This is a genomic window from Streptomyces sp. NPDC004647, from assembly GCF_040609575.1.
Classification (GTDB): Bacteria; Actinomycetota; Actinomycetes; order Streptomycetales; family Streptomycetaceae; genus Streptomyces.
In genome coordinates, this window is the sequence record NZ_JBEXKU010000067.1 from 25,225 (window position 1) to 42,320 (window position 17,096).

General features: G+C 63.8%; 17 protein-coding genes. 1 reads left to right on the forward strand and 16 read right to left on the reverse strand.

Annotated elements, in window-relative coordinates; translation table 11 throughout:
- Positions 1-145: 145 nt before the first annotated feature.
- The 4 genes from ABZW18_RS25750 to ABZW18_RS25765 form a co-directional block, all read right to left on the reverse strand.
- Positions 146-1,342 (reverse strand): cytochrome P450, encoded by a 1,197-nt coding sequence (locus ABZW18_RS25750; RefSeq protein ID WP_356191535.1) that lies wholly within the window; start codon positions 1,340-1,342, stop codon positions 146-148.
- Positions 1,339-2,646: an MAB_1171c family putative transporter gene (locus tag ABZW18_RS25755; RefSeq protein WP_356191537.1), complete on the reverse strand. Its 1,308-nt coding sequence runs from the start codon at positions 2,644-2,646 to the stop codon at positions 1,339-1,341. Before ABZW18_RS25755 ends, ABZW18_RS25750 begins: the two co-directional genes overlap by 4 nt.
- A complete protein-coding gene (locus ABZW18_RS25760; RefSeq protein WP_356191540.1) occupies positions 2,643-3,170 on the reverse strand; it encodes a hypothetical protein in 528 nt (175 codons plus the stop codon). Before ABZW18_RS25760 ends, ABZW18_RS25755 begins: the two co-directional genes overlap by 4 nt.
- 227 nt (positions 3,171-3,397) lie before the next feature.
- Positions 3,398-3,916, reverse strand: coding sequence for a helix-turn-helix domain-containing protein (locus tag ABZW18_RS25765; RefSeq protein ID WP_356191542.1), 519 nt, complete (start codon positions 3,914-3,916; stop codon positions 3,398-3,400).
- Positions 3,917-4,270: 354 nt separating this feature from the next.
- Between ABZW18_RS25765 and ABZW18_RS25770 the strand changes: the two genes are divergently transcribed.
- Positions 4,271-5,275: a helix-turn-helix transcriptional regulator gene (locus ABZW18_RS25770; protein WP_356191544.1), complete on the forward strand. Its 1,005-nt coding sequence runs from the start codon at positions 4,271-4,273 to the stop codon at positions 5,273-5,275.
- Positions 5,276-5,323: 48 nt separating this feature from the next.
- Here the strand turns inward: ABZW18_RS25770 and ABZW18_RS25775 are convergent, their stop codons facing one another.
- From ABZW18_RS25775 to ABZW18_RS25830, 12 genes are all read right to left on the reverse strand, one after another.
- Positions 5,324-6,076 (reverse strand): 3-keto-5-aminohexanoate cleavage protein, encoded by a 753-nt coding sequence (locus ABZW18_RS25775; RefSeq protein ID WP_356191547.1) that lies wholly within the window; start codon positions 6,074-6,076, stop codon positions 5,324-5,326.
- Positions 6,077-6,215: 139 nt separating this feature from the next.
- Positions 6,216-7,328 carry a GNAT family N-acetyltransferase gene (locus ABZW18_RS25780; protein ID WP_356191549.1) on the reverse strand — a complete coding sequence of 371 codons (1,113 nt, stop codon included), beginning with the start codon at positions 7,326-7,328 and terminating at the stop codon, positions 6,216-6,218.
- Entirely contained in the window at positions 7,325-8,581 is a 1,257-nt protein-coding gene (locus tag ABZW18_RS25785; RefSeq protein ID WP_356191551.1) for an MFS transporter, read from the reverse strand. Before ABZW18_RS25785 ends, ABZW18_RS25780 begins: the two co-directional genes overlap by 4 nt.
- The gene (locus ABZW18_RS25790) at positions 8,578-8,997 is read right to left on the reverse strand and encodes a hypothetical protein (RefSeq protein WP_356191553.1); all 420 of its coding nucleotides are present in this window, start codon (positions 8,995-8,997) and stop codon (positions 8,578-8,580) included. The genes ABZW18_RS25785 and ABZW18_RS25790 overlap by 4 nt, the downstream gene beginning before the upstream one ends.
- Complete coding sequence (locus tag ABZW18_RS25795; RefSeq protein ID WP_356191555.1) at positions 8,998-10,152, reverse strand: acyl-CoA dehydrogenase family protein; 1,155 nt, start codon at positions 10,150-10,152, stop codon at positions 8,998-9,000.
- Between the two features lie 26 nt (positions 10,153-10,178).
- Positions 10,179-11,162, reverse strand: a complete 984-nt coding sequence (locus tag ABZW18_RS25800) for a beta-ketoacyl-ACP synthase III (protein WP_356191558.1) — start codon at positions 11,160-11,162, stop codon at positions 10,179-10,181.
- A gap of 6 nt (positions 11,163-11,168) precedes the next feature.
- Positions 11,169-12,521 (reverse strand): aminotransferase, encoded by a 1,353-nt coding sequence (locus ABZW18_RS25805; protein ID WP_356191561.1) that lies wholly within the window; start codon positions 12,519-12,521, stop codon positions 11,169-11,171.
- Between the two features lie 43 nt (positions 12,522-12,564).
- Positions 12,565-13,302 (reverse strand): glucose 1-dehydrogenase, encoded by a 738-nt coding sequence (locus ABZW18_RS25810; RefSeq protein WP_356191563.1) that lies wholly within the window; start codon positions 13,300-13,302, stop codon positions 12,565-12,567.
- Positions 13,303-13,313: 11 nt separating this feature from the next.
- The gene (locus ABZW18_RS25815; protein ID WP_356191565.1) at positions 13,314-14,309 is read right to left on the reverse strand and encodes a hypothetical protein; all 996 of its coding nucleotides are present in this window, start codon (positions 14,307-14,309) and stop codon (positions 13,314-13,316) included.
- A 54-nt stretch (positions 14,310-14,363) separates the two neighbouring features.
- Positions 14,364-15,614, reverse strand: a complete 1,251-nt coding sequence (locus ABZW18_RS25820; RefSeq protein ID WP_356191566.1) for a hypothetical protein — start codon at positions 15,612-15,614, stop codon at positions 14,364-14,366.
- 28 nt (positions 15,615-15,642) lie between these two features.
- Positions 15,643-15,807 (reverse strand): hypothetical protein, encoded by a 165-nt coding sequence (locus ABZW18_RS25825; protein WP_356191568.1) that lies wholly within the window; start codon positions 15,805-15,807, stop codon positions 15,643-15,645.
- 108 nt (positions 15,808-15,915) lie between these two features.
- Positions 15,916-16,125 carry a hypothetical protein gene (locus ABZW18_RS25830; protein ID WP_356191570.1) on the reverse strand — a complete coding sequence of 70 codons (210 nt, stop codon included), beginning with the start codon at positions 16,123-16,125 and terminating at the stop codon, positions 15,916-15,918.
- Positions 16,126-17,096 lie beyond the last annotated feature (971 nt).

Here is a 17,096-nt window from a genome sequence, read left to right on the forward strand (position 1 = left end):
ACGGCCGCAAGGTGGCTGCCGGTTCCCGGCAGCCATCTCCAGGAATGCCCTATTCCCGACTGCGGGTCGACGGCTGATGGCTCGTCGGCCACCCGCCCATACGAAGGAGCCGGGCCCACCGTCTCCATCGGAAGCACCAGTGACATCACAGGGAAACCGGCAGCTCTCGAAGGCCGCGGCTGCGCAGAGAATCAGTCCACTGAAGTGCGTCAGCGGTGCCCATCAGCGACAGTTCCGGGAAACGATGCATCAGGGAGCTCACGGCGATGCTGTTCTCCAGGCGGGCAAGAGCCGCCCCAGGGCAGTAGTGAGCGCCGTGACCGAATGCGAGATGACCATTGCTGTCTGCGCGGGTGGGGTCGAACGTCGTCGGCATCGCGAACTGATCGGGGTCACGGTTCGCCGAGGCCCAGGACAGCCAAATGCGCTCGCCAGCTGGGATGGTCGTTGTGCCGATCCGCACGTCCTGTTTGGCGAAGCGCCGGACAGCAAGCATCGCTGGGGAGTTCCAGCGCAGCGCCTCCTCCGTCACTGCATCCATGCTCAGCCCACCAGTACGGACAGCAGCCAGGTGCTCCGGATAGGTGAGCAGAGCCAGCACGGTGGTGGCGATCAGGCTCGCGGCGTTGTGGTAGCCGCCGAAGAGCAGCAGAAAGGCCATGGCCACCAGTTCGTCCTCGCCCAGGCGGTCTCCCTCGTCGCGGACGGCGATGAGCGCAGAAAGGAGGTCATCGCTGGGCGCCCTTCGCTTGCGGTCAATGAGATTGACCAGGAAGCGGTGCATTTCCCGCATGGCTTCTCGGGATCGCACTGCGGCGTCGGGAGCTGAGGACTGGAGCGTATCTGTCCACTGTCGGAAGTCGGGGCGGTTGTTCTCGGGTACGCCCAGCAGATCGCAGATCACGGCCATGGACAGGGGCATCGCGAGGTCGGACACGATGTTCGCGTGGCTGTGAGGAGCCATCCGGTCCAGCAGCTCTCCGGTGACCCGCCGTATGGAATCCCGTAGGCATTCCATACGGCGGGGCGTGAACGCAGTCCCCACCAGGCGTCGCAGCCGGGTATGGGCCGGGGGGTCGGTGTTGAGCAGGTGCGCGTCGAGCTCGGGAGGCATGGAAGCACCCTGGTTGCCGACGGTCCGCCCATGGCACTTGTTGACCGACAGCATCGGGTCCTTGGTCGCGGCACGCACGTGTCGGTAGCCGGTGACCAGCCAGACCGGAACCCCGTCCGGCGCTACAGCCTGGTGGACCGCAGCCGTGCGGTGCAGCGCCGCGTAGGCGGCGTGTGGGTCGGTCAGGAAGGATTCGTCGAGGGCGACTGGATCCTGGGGCGCCGTCACGGGGTCTCCTTGCTAGTTCGAAGGGGGTTCGACGATGAGCCGTCCACGACCTGGTAATTGGATGGCACACGACGGAGGGCTGCGGCTACCAACGGGGAAGTGGTAAATGCGTGTGCTATCGCGGCCAGTGAGGAGATCTCCTCACTGAGCTCGCCTGTCGTCGTGGAGAGCTCCACGGTGTCAGCTCCGGGCACTGGAGTGTCCTGGCGCTTGGCTCGCATGGCGGCGGAAAGTACGGCGGCGTCCACGACGGCCTGGCGCGCCTCGTCGTCGAGGGCCGCCTCAGTGGCGAGCTCGTGGGCGACGGTTGCTATTTCCGGGTCGAAGTAGGGCCGTAGTTCCCGCTCCCCGTCGCGTATCTCAATGACCGCGCGGTACAGCCGTTGCTTGAGGGCAAACACCTTCCACGCAGCTGCCAGGCGTGAACTGGGCACGGGGGCGTATGCGATGTCGGGGCGTACTTGAGCGATGGCGTGCCACAGAGGCTGCATCCGTAGGTAGCACCGAAATAGATGCCCACTCTGCTCCAGGCGGGATCCCCACGCAGGCAGTGTGGACCCGCTTTGGTGCAGGAGAGCGCTAATGACAGCCAGCAGGGGCCCGATGACTACATTCGCGAAGTTCAGGAAGTCGTATCCGAACCACAGTGCGAGCAGGGACGGAACCTTCGTGGCGAACATGGCCAGCCCGCACATAGACCCGAGCATGGTGATATTGAGTCCGCGTCGGGTCCAAGGCATGCCGTCGACCATCGCCGCGTATTTGCGCAGCATGAGGATGTTGGCGATCAGGCCGGCGGCGTAGCAGGTGTTGTAGATCAGCTGGAAGATGGCGATCGACGGCGTGGTCGCGTAGTAGACGTCGAAGTCAATGGGCCGGTTAACCGGTATGGACGCGACCAGGAAAAGCACGATCATGCCGGGAATGATGAGCGCGTACAGCGCCACGAGCCATCGCGCCGTCCGCCACGCCTCCGCCCGATCCTGCTGCCAGAATCGGAGGATGAGCTGGGAAGCCAGGCTTTGGATAACGATGCACGGATACGTGATCAGCGTCCCGATATTGGGTACGTCGGTCGCCTGGGCAAGATGGTCTTGCAGCCAGGGCATGCCACCCAAAAAGGCCACGATAGTGATGCAGCGCGTGACGACAAGAGCGAGAAGCTCCGGGCTCCGCTCCTTCCACCAGGCCATGGCCTTGGCCGCGGTGACCACCGCGCCGGAGCATGCGCACACCAAATAGAGGACATTGAAGAGATCGGCCCAGCCCGCGTACTGGGTAGGGACGGGTGGATAGGAGTTCAATCGAGGTCCTCACGTTGTTCGAGAGACCGCTCCAGACGGCGAGCTATTCCCGCCGCGTTCGGCACGGGAGTCCATCTCTTTGGTAGCCGCCAGCGACCAGCTCGTTCGAGAAGCAGAGACGCGATGAGTTCGGCTTCCTGCTCCTCAGGTTCTGTGTAGCGAGTCCGGCCGAGCATCGCCCGCACTACCTGCGGGTTGAGGTTGGGGAGCAGCAGGCGTGACACCTCATCGCCCATCGTTGGCGTCGCGTCGTGCTCGGAGAGCAGATGGCCGATCTCATGCAGGATGATGTGTTCCTGGTGCACCCTGCTGGTGCGCCGCTCATAAACGATGGCGTCGTAGGAATCCGTGTACAGCCACAGACCGCTCACGCTTACCGGCATGTCCATCGGTACCAGTCGGATCGGCCGTCCACGCCGGTCACCGATCCCGTCGCACAACGCCTTGACGTCGAACGGCGTGGATATCTCAAGATTATCGACTATCTTCCTGCAACGTTCGCGCAGGCGTTTCGTGGATCTCACATCCTGCTCCCTCTCACGGGACCGCCAGACCACCCAGGCGAATGGCGACTGCTGCTGAAGTCCATACCCCTCACTGTTCATGCTCACGTCGCGCTAGTAAGTGGGACCGCGACCGAACCTGACCAATTCCGTCTCGGCGTCCAATGGCAAGCGCCCTGGGTAAGGGCTCGTAGGACCATCTTGAGGTTGAGTGAGGGGTGGGCCAACGGCGAAAGCGTCGCGCGCCATCACTCGGAATGGCCTTCCTGTGCGCTCAGCTGGGCGTCGCCGGAACTGTCCAGAAGGGGCAGCGTGTCACTGGCAGCTTGCGCGGTATCGACGAGTTGGCTGAGCAGAGCCGTCAGCTGGTCCACTGCGGGATTCGCTATCCCGTCGGAATGTGACGCCCGCAGCGCTACGCTTCCCACCTTCCCATCGCGCAGGTTCTTCACCAATTCCAGCTCGGAGTTGATCTGCTGGAAGACGTGCTCGTCGAGGAAGTACGCGTGGCGCTCGATGCCCAGGCTGTGCGCGATCTTCGCGATGATCTCGATGGTGAGGTTTGTCCCATCAGCCGACTCGGCTGCCGACAGAGTCCGCTTGGAGACCTGGGTACGTTCGGCGAACGCATCCAGGGTGAACGGTCCTTGCGGGTGGTTCTTCCGGATGTATCGCAGCCGGGAGGCGATCGCCGCCTTCGCTGCTTGCACGTGATTGTCCAGGGCTTGAGGTGCGGCTTCCGCCGGCTCGCCAAGCTGATCGTTCATTGCCACTCACCTCCGTTGCAGTATGTTGCACTACGAAGCAACTTGTTGCAATCCACCGGGTGGAGAACCTATGGTCATCAGGACCGAAGCATCTCTGAGCCGAGCGGAACATGCTGGCCGGATGTCAGCACCGCGCCGACCCGGTGCGGACCACAACTCAATCGGCCATCTCAGCAGGGGTGACCGCATCTCAGCAGGGGTGACCGCGTCGTCGCCTACTGCCTTCGCCGACGCGCTTCACGGCAGCCGGCAATTGACCTCCTGTCATGCGCTGATCATTTCAGTAGCCTGCCATTGGTGGCGTGGAACCCGGTTGCCCACTTCCGGGGTTCAGCTCTATACAAAGGGGGAACCATGCTTGACCTGCTAGGTCTTGACGCCGTCGCTGAATCCGTTTACAGGGCAATGCTGGTGCATCCGCAAGCGGGGGTGGAGGCCCTGAGAGTCCAGTTAGGGATCTCGGAAGAGAAAATACGTACCGCTCTTGACCGGCTCAGTGAATTGGCACTCGTGCGGCCTTCGGCCAATGATCCGCGCCAGATGCATGCTGTCAGCCCTCAACTCGGCATGGAGATGCTTCTCGCTCAACAGCAGGCCGAACTGGCGGCTAGGCAGCAGCGTGTCGAGGCGAGCAGGGCCGCAGCCGTCAGGCTAATTTCAGAGTTTGCGCACCAAAAACCCGGTGCAGCCGAGACCGACGTGATAGATCTGGAAGGGATCGATGAGATCCGAGACCACCTGGTTGCTCTCAACAGCGACGTCAAAGAGGAGTTCCTGACCTTCGCGCCTGGTGGCCCGCAAACTGCCGCGAACATGCAGGCCTCTCGACCGCTGAACCAGCTCCTTCTAGAACGCGGTATCCGGATGCGTACCGTTTATCTTGACAGCATTCGCAACGACCCACCCACCGTAGCTCACGCTGAGTGGCTCACATCGCTCGGTGGACAGGTCCGCACCGCCCCATTACTTCCTACACGTATGATCATCTACGACCGCCGTACTGCTGTCATTGCAACTGACAGCGACAACACCACAGTCGGAGCCGTAGTTCTCAGCGCCCAGGGCTTGATTGCCGCACTTTGCGCTCTGTTTGAGAGCGTGTGGCAGACGGCTGAGCCGTTGGGTGCTCCTCGGAGAAGAGACGCTGAGGCTGATCCGCTCACTCCTCAACAGTCGACAGCCCTGCGGCTGCTCGCTCAGGGCTACACCGACGAGACCATCGCTAAACGGCTCGGCGTATCGACACGCACTGCGCGGCGAATCGCTACGGACTTGATGGCACATCTCAACGCACGCAGCCGCTTTCAAGCTGGGGCCCATGCAGTTCAACACGGTTACCTTTCTACCGTGCCCGATTGACGTGCGTACGGCCCAGGCGGCTTGCTTGCATGGCTCAACTCTCTTTTCTCAGCCTCTCCTCCTGTCTCCCCTTGTTCCCGTGGAGTCAGGATGGCTGAGTACGTGTTTGGCTGCTCGTACGAGGGTAGGGTTCGATGCCGTCGGAGTCCCTTCCGGGTCATGGAGAACGTCCTCCAGCCCGATGCGTGTATCCAGATGAAGCCTCGCTGCCATCCGGAGGACAGACCAGGCTCCTTCATTCTCGCCATGCAGCAAGATGGGGGCTCTGACCCCCCGCAGGTCACTGAGCAGTCGTTCGCCTGTTAGGGTTGCGGTCTTCGCTGATGAATTCATGACCTCAGCCAAGACTCGAATTACAGAGTCAGCGAGTGGAGAGACGCGGAATCGGGTGGCCGCGTCAGTGCCCGAGTAGATTCCCGCCTCGACGCCGATGTCCTTCTCGAGGAGGGCGCGGACGACCAACTCCACCCCGTTCTCGTGCCAGTTGGCCGAGGCATAGTCGGGTAGCGCAGTCCATTGGCGGACGAGCTCCGCTCGCAACTGCGGATCCGGCGTGGTCCAGGCGCCTGTTGTGACCCCAATCGGGATTCCTGGGACAGCAGCCCGAACCTTGGTGACCGTTTCAGCCACAATGGCGGGATCGAGCGTATCGGTGCCGTCAGGTTTTTTCGGGTGGAGGTGAACGGCTTCGGCACCTGCCTTTACCGCGTCTCGTGCAGCGACGGCGAGTTCGTCAGCAGAGATGGGAAGCAGTGGGCACTCTGCTCGGTTCCGGGAGCCATTCAGGCATACCTGCAACATGTGGCGATGATGACAGAGCCTACTGGCACCGGCGGCGGTCATCCTCCGTCTCCCGGTTCCCGAAACCGCATCTGAGGCAGCCAGGGCAGAAGCCGATCGGGGCGCGGGCTCGCCCGTGCCCCGATCGGCTTGGGTTCCTCTACACCTGGGTACCGGCGGGTTCCGCCAAGGGACGCAGGATGCTCTCGGCGGTCTGGTTCAGTGGCAGGATCCAGGCGCTGCGGTCGAGCTGTCGGCAGCCCCGGCGGAGTTTGACGTCTCCTGCGGAGACCGAGAAGTCGAGGGTGGACACTCCGTGGGCGTAGGCCCATTGGATGGCAGCGTGGTAGACGGTCCCGAAGTAGACGGGAGCTCCCGCGCATGCGTCCTGATCGAATCCTGCCTGCCTGAGGTACGCGGTGTCGCCGTGGCGTACGAGGGAGGCGAATCCGATCGGGGCGCCCTTGCGCTCTGCCTGCACCAGCAGGACGTCGTCCCCGAGGTGGTCGAGGTAGGCCTGGTGGAGGGAGCGTGCCTCTTCCTGGAGATAGTTGCTGCCGTGGCGGCTGTAGAGATCGAGCTCCATTGGCACGATCCAGTCGATGTTGTCTGCCCTCATGGGGGCGACCGTGATGCGAACACCGCCGGCCTGGAGCTTGCGGGCATCAGCGGTTTCGTTGCTCCGGCGCTTGCGTGGCAATGAGCCAAGCCAGTCGCCCCAGGTGGCACCTGGGAGATCGAGAACGAAAGCGGGGTGGGAGGGGAGGCGTAGAGCCCCGTGTTCGGCGAAGGCTGCGGCGAGTGCGTGGTCGTCCTGATCGCAGTACAACGCGGCCAGGGTGGATGCCCCTCGGGATGTGGCTTCTTTAGCCGCGGTTCCTATCAGCTCGGTGAGCATCGTGGATCGGTGTGTGTCCGGCCCACCGTGCAGGAGGCGGCTGTGCCCAGGGCGGCGTCCGCCGAGCAAGTAGCTGGGTAGGACGCCGGTTCCGTCGGCGATGGGGAATCCTTGCTGCTGAAGGAAGAGGTCCAGCCGGGCGTAGGGCCAAGGGTTGCTTGTCTGGTCGAAGCGGTAGGCGGCTGCGAATGCCGTTCCACCGTCGGCATCGTGGGCCCATGTAAAGAACGGAGGTTCGGATGCGACGGCCTGCTCAGCGCGAAGCCACGCAGGGCTTGCGTAGAGGTGATCTGTGCTATCGAGGAGGTTGTGGACCGGGCTGGGCAGGCTTCCCAGCTGGGATGTGGTCTTGCTGGCACCGGACAGGGTGCTCACTGAAGGTCCTCCCGAGCTGGGTGGTGGAAGGATGGGGTCGCGGCTGCCATGACGATCCCGGCAGCGACCACGAGGATCCCGGCACCGACGAGAACAACTTGAGGTGAGGTCGCGGCGCCCAGAACTCCGGCGAGCGCGGAGCCCAGGGGCAGTCCGCCGAAGGCAAGCAGACGGTAGGCGGCCGTCACGCGGCCGAGGAGATGATCGGGCACGGCGCGTTGCCTGTAGGAGAGGGTCACGATGTTGACGAGGACGAGGAGACCAGTGCCAATCATGCCCGCGACCACGAGCGGAAGGTTCGTGGTTAGCCCTGGAGTGACCAGGCCAGCTGCCAGGCCGAGCGAGCCGATGAGCAGACAGGTTCGATTTCCTGCCTGGCGCACGAGTGCCGGTGCGAGGAGCCCGGCTACCAGGCCGCTGATGCCCGCGGAACCAAGCATCACTCCGTACTGCCCGGCGGTGAGTTCCAGCGCTCCCGGCCGCAAGGCGACGACGGGCAGGCTGGTCTGGAAAGCACCGTAGGAGATGTTGAGCGACCCGACACCGGTCGCATAGATCGCCAGACGGGGCCGGGTGAAGAGAAACGCCAGTCCATCTTTGACTGTCGTCTTGCCCTGCGGCGGGGGTTGCGGGGCTGGGCGCTGGACGATGCAGACGGCTGACAGTGCTGCCGCGACATAGAGCAGCGCGACGGCACCGAAGGCCCAGCCAAGAGCGATGCCGGCAAGCATTCCTCCCAGAGACGGGCCGACGAACAAGTTGGTGACCAATTCGGTGGCCTGCATACGGCTGTTGGCGCGTTCCAGATTTGCGCGGCTCACCACACGTGGGGTGATGCTGTGCATGGCGGTGTCGCCGATGGTTTCAGCGATGCCCAGAGTGAACGCCACCACGGTGAGGGCCGCGATACCTCCCATGTCACGGGTAACCACGAGCACGCCAGCGAGGAGGGAGAGCGTGCGCATGGTGTTGGCCGCCACCATGAGCAGGCGACGGTCGAAACGGTCGGCAATGATTCCAGCATGGAGGGCGAAGAGCACCCACGGCAGCCGGGTTGCGGTGTAGACGGCGGCTACGGCGGCTGCTCCGCTGCCCAGCTGCAGGGCAGCGATTGGGAGGGCCACCTGATAGATGCCGTCGGCCAGCGTCGCACTGCCCGAGCTCCCCCATAGCCAGCCGAATGTCCTTTCCAGGCGGGTGGTCTTGAGCGTAAGGGAGGCTTCTGCGGTTGGTGCGGACGGGGAGCTTGTCATTGACGTACTCCTTGGAGTTCGCCGCCTTCGACCTTGCGGTCGAAACGTTCGACGAAGCGCTGCTGGTTGATCAGGGCTCGGATGTGAGTTCCTCGGAAGACGACGTCTCGGGCGTCGGTGGCTTCGACGAAGAAGTGCAGCATGGTGCCATCGACGTGGGTGAGGGTGGCCTGCACTGTCACGGTCCAGCCCTCGGGGGTGGCAGCGAGGTGGCGTGCATCGGTGTGTGCGTAGCCGACCGTCATTTCGCCGTCCTCAAGAGCGCCTTCGAGGACGCGCATGGCTGCCACTTCGCCGAGCCAGAGGAGGACCGGGGTGGCGAGGACGGGTAGGTCGTTACCCCAGTTCGTCGCGCTGTCCTGTGCTCGGACGATGTGGGTGAGGTCGGCCTCGGCGCCGTCCTTAAGGGCTCGCATTCAGACCTCACTCCTCGTGGCGAGCATCTGGTTGAGGATGTTCTTGCGCTGCATCTCGGTGGTTCCGCCGGCAATCAGGGTGCCAAGCGCGTCTTGCATGTCCTGGCTGATGTGACCGCGCATGTAGCCGATGTGGCCTCGCAGCCGCATCAGGTTCTGGGCGGCTTCGACGAGCCCTTCGGAGCCGACGAGTTTCGCGACCGAGCAGCGCAGTGAGGCTTCGGCGTCGCGGTCGACGAGGGCGTCGATGCCGCTGAGGGAGACCGCTCGGGCCACCTCGATGGTGATGCGGATATCGGTGATGCGGCCTTGCACATACTGGTGATCAAGGATGGAGGCACCGAAGGCTTCTCGTTTCTGGGTAAAGCGCACGATCTCATCCAGTCGCGGCTCCAGATAGGCGGCGGCGACTAACCCGTAGAGAGCCCGGTCGAAACTGATGACGTCATAGAGGGTGGCCAGTCCCTCGCCGGGAGTACCGAGGACGGCCTCCCGCGGCAGGAACGCGTCATCGAAGTGGAGTGCGCCGGTGGGGCTGGTGCGCAGGCCGAGCAGTTGCTCCGGAGCGCCGCGGCGGACGCCGGGACTGCGCAGATTGACAAGGAAGAGGGTGATGTCGCGACGGCCTAGGTCCGGGACGCGGGCGAGTATGAGGGCGCGGTCGGCCACGGGAGCGTTGGTGATGTGGTCCTTGGCCCCCCGGAGCAGCCAGCCGTCCTCACACATGCGGGCTTGTGTGCGAGTTCGCGCAACGTCGGATCCGCCGTGGGTCTCGGTGAGTGCGGTGGCACCGATAGCGCCGCGGAGCAGCGGCGGCAAGACGTGGTCGTGGTGCCAGGCGGTGCCGTGGACGGCAATGGCGCGGACCAGGCCGGCGTGGGCGATGAGGGAGAGGGTGAAGCCCAGGTCGTCGCTGCCCCGGGCGATGCCGGCGATGGCGGTGGCGAGGTCCTTCCAGGTGCCGCCTGTTCCGCCGAGTTCGACGGGAACGCCGATGCGCCACAGGCCGTGCTGGGCAAGGCGCCGCCAGGCGAGACGGTCGAGGATCTCGGCTTCGTAGGCCTGGGCAGCGCGGGGAGCGACGTATCGGGCAGCCAGTTCGGTGAACTGCTGGTCGAGATCGAGCTCCTGGGGAGGCAGAAGAGCAACAGTCATGGTCGCATTCCTTGGACGATGAGGGGCTAGTACCAGCGGAGGACGACGGCGCCGGCAGTCATTCCGCCGCCGACCGAGGCCAGGACGACGATGTCGCCGCGGCGCACCCGACCGGCTGCGGCGACCTCGTCGAGGGTGATGGGCACCGACGCAGCGGCGGTATTGCCATAGCGGTCGACGGTCAGTGGGACCCGCTGTTCGGGCACGCCCAGGGAGGCCCCGATGGCTTCGATCATGCGAGCGTTGGCCTGATGGGTGATGAGCAGGTCGATGTCTTGAACGCCCAGGTCAGCGGAGGTCAGTGCCTCCTTGATGACCGAGGGGAGAGCATGCGTGGCGAACTCCCACACGCGTGGGCCATCCATGTGGAAGTGATGGCGGCGGTCAGCGAGCGTGCTGGCACTGGTGGGTTCGACACTGCCACCGGCGCGGATGCCGACCACGTCGAGCTGGCTGCCGTCGGCCATCAGGTGTGCGCCGAGCACGCCGAAGCCGTCGGGAACTTTTTCCAGCAGGACGGCGCCTGCGCCGTCCCCGAAGAACACGCAGCTGGTGCGGTCCTGATAGTTCAGGATTTTGCTGTAGACCTCACAGCCCACCACCAGCAACCGTTCGTACTGGGGGAAGGTATGCATCAGGCCTGCACCGGTTACCAGAGCATAGACAAACCCGGTGCACACGGCCGAGACATCGAAGGCGGGCACCGTGCCGAGGCCGATCTTGGTCTGGAGAGCGCAAGCAGTGGATGGCTGTATGTAATCTGGCGAGGAGGTGGCCACAATCAGGCCGTCCACCTGTTCGGGGCCAAGCCCTGCAGTCTGTAGTGCCCGCTGCGCGGCGGCTGCGCCGAGGTCGGAGCTGGAGGCGTCCTCATCGGCACGGCGTCGTTCGCGGATACCGGTGCGGGAGACAATCCATGCGTCGCTGGTGTCCACCACGTTCTCCAGCTCGTGGTTGGTCACCACCCGATCAGGGAGGAACGCCCCGGTGCTGCTGATACCGATGGCCATGGCGGTTTAACTCCAAGCTGCAGCATGGTGAATGCGGCCGCAGACAACGTCTTCGTGAGCTGCGGTGAACCGTTCAACCATCGATTCGATCTCGGAATCGGAGCTGATGAGTGGCGGAGCGAAGACCACGGTGTCCCCCAGGGCCCGCACCAGAAGGCCCTGCGCGGCCGCGGCATCCCGCAGAGTCGCGCCGAGCTCGCCTGCTGCCATACCGTGGGGAGTCGGATCAAATTCCACGGCGCCCATGAGGCCGTAGGCGCGGACGTCACGGACGGATTCAGCGCCGCGGAGCTTGTCCAGGGCGTTCGCCAGTACCGGGGCTGTGGCCCGGACATGGCCGGGAATGTCCCGCTCCTGCAGAATGGCGATGGTTTCGCGGGCGACCGCGGCGGCGACCGGGTGACCGGAGTAGGTGAAGCCGTGCCCGAAGGTGTGGAAGCGCTCGGCCCCCTCAGTCATCGCGTTCCACACGCGCGCGCTCACCATCACTGCAGAGATGGGCAGGTAGGCCGAGGACATCCCCTTTGCCAGGGTGATCATGTCTGGGCGCAGATCGAATTCCGTCGTTGCGAACATCGACCCGGTTCGGCCGAAGCCAGTGATGACTTCGTCGGCGATGAAGAGGATGTCGTGCCGGGCGAGGACTTCCTGGACCCGGTCGTAGTAGTTCGCCGGCGGGATGATGAGGCCGCCGGCGCCAAGGATGGGCTCGGCGATGAATGCGGCGATAGTGTCCGCGCCTTCGTCGTCGATGAGGTTTTCGAGTTCGCCGATGAGCCAGTCGACAAATTCTGCGTCGGTCAGGCCGTGAGCCGGCGGCGAGAGCGGGTCGGGGCAATGGAGGCGCAGGAAGTGCGGCAGCGGTATGCCGAAACCATGGTGGATGTGCGCGAGACCGGTGGCGGAACCCGCAGCCGTGGTGCTGCCGTGGTAGCCACGGTGGTGAGACAAGATCTTGGTGCGCCGGCGGCGTCCTAAGCTCTGGTGGTAGTACCAGGAGAACTTGAGGGCGCTGTCGTTGGCCTCGGATCCGGAATTGGCGAAGAAGGTCCGCCCCATGGGGAGGGGTGCGATCCGCGCGAGATCATCGGCGAGGGCGAGAGCGACATCGTTCGTTCGATGCCCGAAGGACCCGTAGAAGGGGAGCTTCGCCATTTGGTCGGTGGCTGCCTGGATGAGGCGGGGCTCGTTGTATCCGAGGGTGACGCACCACAGGCCGGCGAGAGCGTCGAGGTAGCGGCGACCTTGTTCATCCCAGACGCTGACGCCTTCTCCTCGGGTGATGACGTGAGGGCGTCCAAGGGCGTCGGTTGGGGTGTGCGGTTCGAGCATGGTCAGCGGTGAGTGGGGCACAGACATGGCACTCCTGCGGCGTTGAGTGGGGAAGGTTTTGGTCGGCGGTTCAGCGTCCGCCACCGACCTCCAGCACGGACCCGGTGGTGTAGGAGGCGAGGTTGGACAGCAGGAAGTACACGGCTTCTGCTACCTCGTCGGGTTGGCCGATACGTCCCAGGGGCACGGTGTGGCGCAACCGGTCGGGACGATCTGGTGCGCCGTTGGCCTGGTGCAGGTCGGTCTGCACGAGTCCGGGTGCGACGGCGTTTACACGAATGCCTTCTGGTGCGAGTTCGTGGGCGGCCCCCCAAGTGTGGGTGTTCACAGCGGCTTTGAGGGCGGCATAGTGGACCCACTCGCCCGCCCCTCCGGTCCGCGCGCCCGTGGAGGAGATGTTGATGATGGAGCCGCCTTGACCGCCGCTGCTCAGGGACATCCGCCGGGCCGCCTCGCGGGTGCACAGCAGGACGCTCCGCAGGACGGATCGGTAGGCACTGTCGGCGCGCTCGATGTCCAGATCGATGATCTTGGTGAACCCGCCAGTGGTGCCAGCGTTGTTGACCAGGGCCGTCACCGGGCCCAGCTCGGCGGTGGCCGCGTCGAAGAGCCTTTGGACGTCCTTCTCTTCGGACACGTCCCCTTGTACGGCCAGAGCGGTGCCGCCGGTCTGGTGAATCTCGGCTACCAAGGACTCGGCGGCCGTACGGCTGCTGCAATAGTTGACACAGACGGGTTGGCCCGCGCGGGCAGCACGCCGGGCAATGGCGGCGCCGATGCCACGGCTGGCCCCGGTGACGATAACCATGACTGCTCCGTCTACCCGTTGACGACGCCGAACCGGTCCTCGAGGAAGAACTCCTCAAATGCCTGCAGGCTGTGGACGTTGTGGGTCTTCAGCAGCCAGCGCTGCTTGAGGGAGTCCAGGTCCGTGATCTTGTGTACTTCTCGGCCGTGAATGACGTGGTGGTTGGAGAAGGTGACCGAGTCACCCGGCCGGGAGATGCGGACTCGCTTGTTGCGGTGGAGCGCCTCGATGAACCGGGCGAGGACGGACTTGGCCTCCTCATCAAGGCCTTTGGTGCGGCCTTCGAAGACCTTCGCGCCCTGTTCCTCGATGAGTACTGGGTGGTCCTTCGCCCGGCCCAGCTTCACCTTGGAGTTGGTCGTTGAGACATCGTCGAACGGGGTGTAGAAGCGCGGGGAGCTGAGGACCTCCAGCTCACGATCGCTGAGTTCCTGCATTGCGTGCTTGGTGACGGTGAAGGTGGAGTAGACCTCGTTCTGCGGAGTGTCGCGCAGGGTGAGAGTGTTGACGAAGTCGGGGCAGACGAAGTGGTTGGTGAAGTCGCGGTGGAACCTCAATGTCTTGAGGGTCTTCTGCGACTGGGTGTCGTACATCGACTCCTTCGGATAGATGTCGTGGAAGAAGTCACCCTTGTTGACGCTGAGGTGGCCGATGATTTCGGTGCCGGTCAGGATCGCGTACAGTCCGAGGAAACCTTCTGCTACGAAGGTGTTCTTCAACCGGTACTTCTCACCTACTGGGTCGGTGCTGCTGAAGCGCGGCAAGTGCACGTCGATCGGTGCGTTGCCGATCACGACGAAGGGCTCTTCAGCGAAGTCGCGGAGCATGGATGCTTCGCAGAAGTCCAGGAAGCGAGTAGGCAGGCGGCTGTCGCCGCGCAACCGCGCGAGCTCCTCCATGAACGTGTCGAATTTGGTGTAGGGATGCGCGATGACCTCCAGGAGAGCGTCGCGCAGCAGTTCGACTTCGGTGTCGGTGAATACGAAGTCGTAGTCGATGAACTTCATTGGTCCTCCTTGTGGCTGCCACACGGCTGGACAGATTTGGACGATCTTGCGGGATCACTGGGTGCTGAGGAGGGTGTGCTGGTCGAGGCGCTCCAGGTCGTCGCGTAGTGCGGTGTAGTCCCCGTTCCACAGCAGAACCGAGGCGGCGAAGTCCCGGATATCGGTGGAGTCAGGCAAGGTTTCCCCGATGGCCACGTTCCACGTCCACTGGTGATCCGAGGTGATTTCCGGTGTATGGATACCGGTGAGGCGGCCGGCACGCTTGGGGAAGTACACCCAGGCGGCGAAGGGCCCGGACCCAGCTAAGGCCTGGATTCGCTCGCCCCGTTGGAGTTGGAAGTGCGCTTCTTCTATGTCCAGGCCCCAGCGGATGCGTCCGGTGGCAGGGATTCGGGCAGCGGGAGCACGGGCGGCAATCTCCAAGAAGACCAGTTCCCCGTCGGGGAGCAGGAAGATCTCATGGTGGTAGACGCTCGATCGTGGCTTGTCGGAGAGGGCGTCCAGAACACGCCGGTTGAATTCGATCAGTCGTGCGTGGTGCGAGTCGTCCTCAGGTAGCGTGAAGGACGAGCAGATCCGTCCAGCGGCGTATTCGTGGCAAGGATGGAGGTACTGATTCACCCGGGCGTAGACGATCTCGCCGTCCTGCACTGCGGTATCGACGTGGTACAACTCCCCGCGGAGGTATTCATCGATCTCGTACTCAGCCCCTGGGCTACTCTCGGCTGCCCAGGTCTGTAGCTCTTCCAGGCTGTCGATACGGGCCGTGCCCACACTGCCTGACTCATTGACAGGTTTGACGAACGCGGGCAGCCCGACGGTATCGATGACCTGTTCCGTGTAAGCGTCCGGGGCGGTGCGGTAGGCGTCGCTGTCCCAGGCGATGTGGCGTGGCATGCGAATGCCGTGGCCAATCAGCGCGGCCTTCATCGCCAGTTTGTCGATGAACGGGGTCACGCTAGCCGGCTGATCTCCCGGAATCCCGAGCTTTTCCCGGACGCGGGCGACGATGCCGAGGGAGTACTCATCGTGGCAGAGCAGCCGTGCCTGGGCTGGCTCATGGCCGCCCTCTTCGAGGAGTGCGCTGACCACGGCTGCAACGGAATCCGCAGTGAAGTCACGCAGCGTGACGATCTTGTCGAACACGTCGCACCTGCCGCGTGCCGCCAGACGTTCCTGGTTGACGGGGCTGACGATGAGGATGTTCCGGCGATCTGGACGTGCCAGCACTGCGGGGTCTATTCGGAACGAGGCGACATCCTGAACCAGGATGTCGACGGATGAAACCCTCCCGGAATTACGCATATCAGAGACTCCGATCCTCAACAGACGTTCACTGCCAGCCAGAGTCGTCACCGACGGCCGAGTAGTCAAAGCCAGAATCCTCATGGCTCGCCATGGAGCCCTGAGCGGCCGCCGCAACAGTCGGCGCGGCAAGGCCGAAGGCCACAATGATCACGCCGGCAGATACTGCACTGACAATTCCCTCGCGGATCATTCCTGCAGTCCTCTCATCGGGCTGGAATTCGTTGACACGCAAGAGTCTTGCCGAGCCGGTGCGGCGCTGAAAAGAGCTTCCTGCTGGACCAATCCGGCCCTGACCTATTCAGTCCAATGGGCCGCCACCAGAAGGTGGCAACTCCACATCCAGGGCAAGCAGCGGAACCTCCGAACGGAGCAACTCCCAACTCTCCAGGAAAGGATGAATCGCTACCGTGCGCAGCCATACAGCTTCCGCTTCCGCTTCCGCTTTCACCAGAGTGCTGGCTCTCACGAAAACACCGACGACCGGGTACGGCAGCGCCTGGGCATGCACAACGACATGCTCGACGGCCTCCGCAGCAGCAGCACACGCCACGACGGCCTGCCTCAAGCTCCCCAGAAGGAAAAGGTTTGGACCTCGAGGGCGGAGATGGAGATGTACGAGGTACATGACCCAATCATGCGCGTGTTTGACGGGCGTTACTAAGCCTATCTACAGGCCGCTTCCGGCCATGGCATAAAGCGTCCCGCAAGCCAGACCCTCAGCGCAGATATGGTCCGAGCGAGGAATGAGACTCCACTGAAGGGAAATCTCGGAGACTGATTGAATTCGGTTGAAGGCGGGTGGCCATCGTTGCTTACCCGCCTGGCTCACCGACGCCAGCCCCTCACGTGTGAGTCATGTCATCTGTCGATGTGAGGTCTCAGGACTTCCTTGACGTTCCAGGAGATCGCTGAAGCGCGTGGTGCTGCTTGCAGCCGTGGTGGCGCTGCTGCCTCTCACGGCCGCTGCGGCGAGTGATCAGAGTTACCGCTACGCCCCCTGTGTACCGGCACCCCCACCCAACTCACCGGCATCGGCCCCAGTCGAGGATTTCCGCACCACATGGCTTGATCCCCAAGCAACGTTGACGGAGAAAAAGCTTACTCAGCCGCGGCAGCCCCGGTGAAGGATGTTATGACACCAGTGCCGAGCCCGATGAGGATCCAGGCTGGCTTCGGCCTCAACGGCGAAGAGACCAGGTTGGCGAGGTGGCAACCGCAACGGCACCCGCGCAAGAGCATTTCCTAACGGCGGCGGACCGGTGGGATCCGTGCCCCGCGCCCGAACGGCTGCTGCCAAGAGGTTGGTGCGAAGTGCGCGGAGACCGAACCTATCGCTATGGAGGCAAGAGCCGGGCGCGCCGTCGACGCGTCCGGAGCCCTGGCCGGGAGTGTCTAATCAACGGCGGATCTGCTGATCAAGGAGAGACGCCGAGTGAGCGAGACGATGATCGGGCACGAGTCCGTCGAGGAGTCGGCCGG

Bases quoted from the DNA above. Each gene is read 5' to 3' on its own strand.
- ABZW18_RS25765 (WP_356191542.1), bottom strand. From the start codon at position 3,916: ATGAACGATCAGCTTGGCGAGCCGGCGGAAGCCGCACCTCAAGCCCTG.
- ABZW18_RS25770 (WP_356191544.1), top strand. From the start codon at position 4,271: ATGCTTGACCTGCTAGGTCTTGACGCCGTCGCTGAATCCGTTTACAGG.
- ABZW18_RS25775 (WP_356191547.1), bottom strand. From the start codon at position 6,076: ATGTTGCAGGTATGCCTGAATGGCTCCCGGAACCGAGCAGAGTGCCCA.
- ABZW18_RS25785 (WP_356191551.1), bottom strand. From the start codon at position 8,581: ATGACAAGCTCCCCGTCCGCACCAACCGCAGAAGCCTCCCTTACGCTC.
- ABZW18_RS25790 (WP_356191553.1), bottom strand. From the start codon at position 8,997: ATGCGAGCCCTTAAGGACGGCGCCGAGGCCGACCTCACCCACATCGTC.
- ABZW18_RS25795 (WP_356191555.1), bottom strand. From the start codon at position 10,152: ATGACTGTTGCTCTTCTGCCTCCCCAGGAGCTCGATCTCGACCAGCAG.
- ABZW18_RS25800 (WP_356191558.1), bottom strand. From the start codon at position 11,162: ATGGCCATCGGTATCAGCAGCACCGGGGCGTTCCTCCCTGATCGGGTG.
- ABZW18_RS25805 (WP_356191561.1), bottom strand. From the start codon at position 12,521: ATGTCTGTGCCCCACTCACCGCTGACCATGCTCGAACCGCACACCCCA.
- ABZW18_RS25810 (WP_356191563.1), bottom strand. From the start codon at position 13,302: ATGGTTATCGTCACCGGGGCCAGCCGTGGCATCGGCGCCGCCATTGCC.
- ABZW18_RS25815 (WP_356191565.1), bottom strand. From the start codon at position 14,309: ATGAAGTTCATCGACTACGACTTCGTATTCACCGACACCGAAGTCGAA.
- ABZW18_RS25820 (WP_356191566.1), bottom strand. From the start codon at position 15,614: ATGCGTAATTCCGGGAGGGTTTCATCCGTCGACATCCTGGTTCAGGAT.
- ABZW18_RS25825 (WP_356191568.1), bottom strand. From the start codon at position 15,807: ATGATCCGCGAGGGAATTGTCAGTGCAGTATCTGCCGGCGTGATCATT.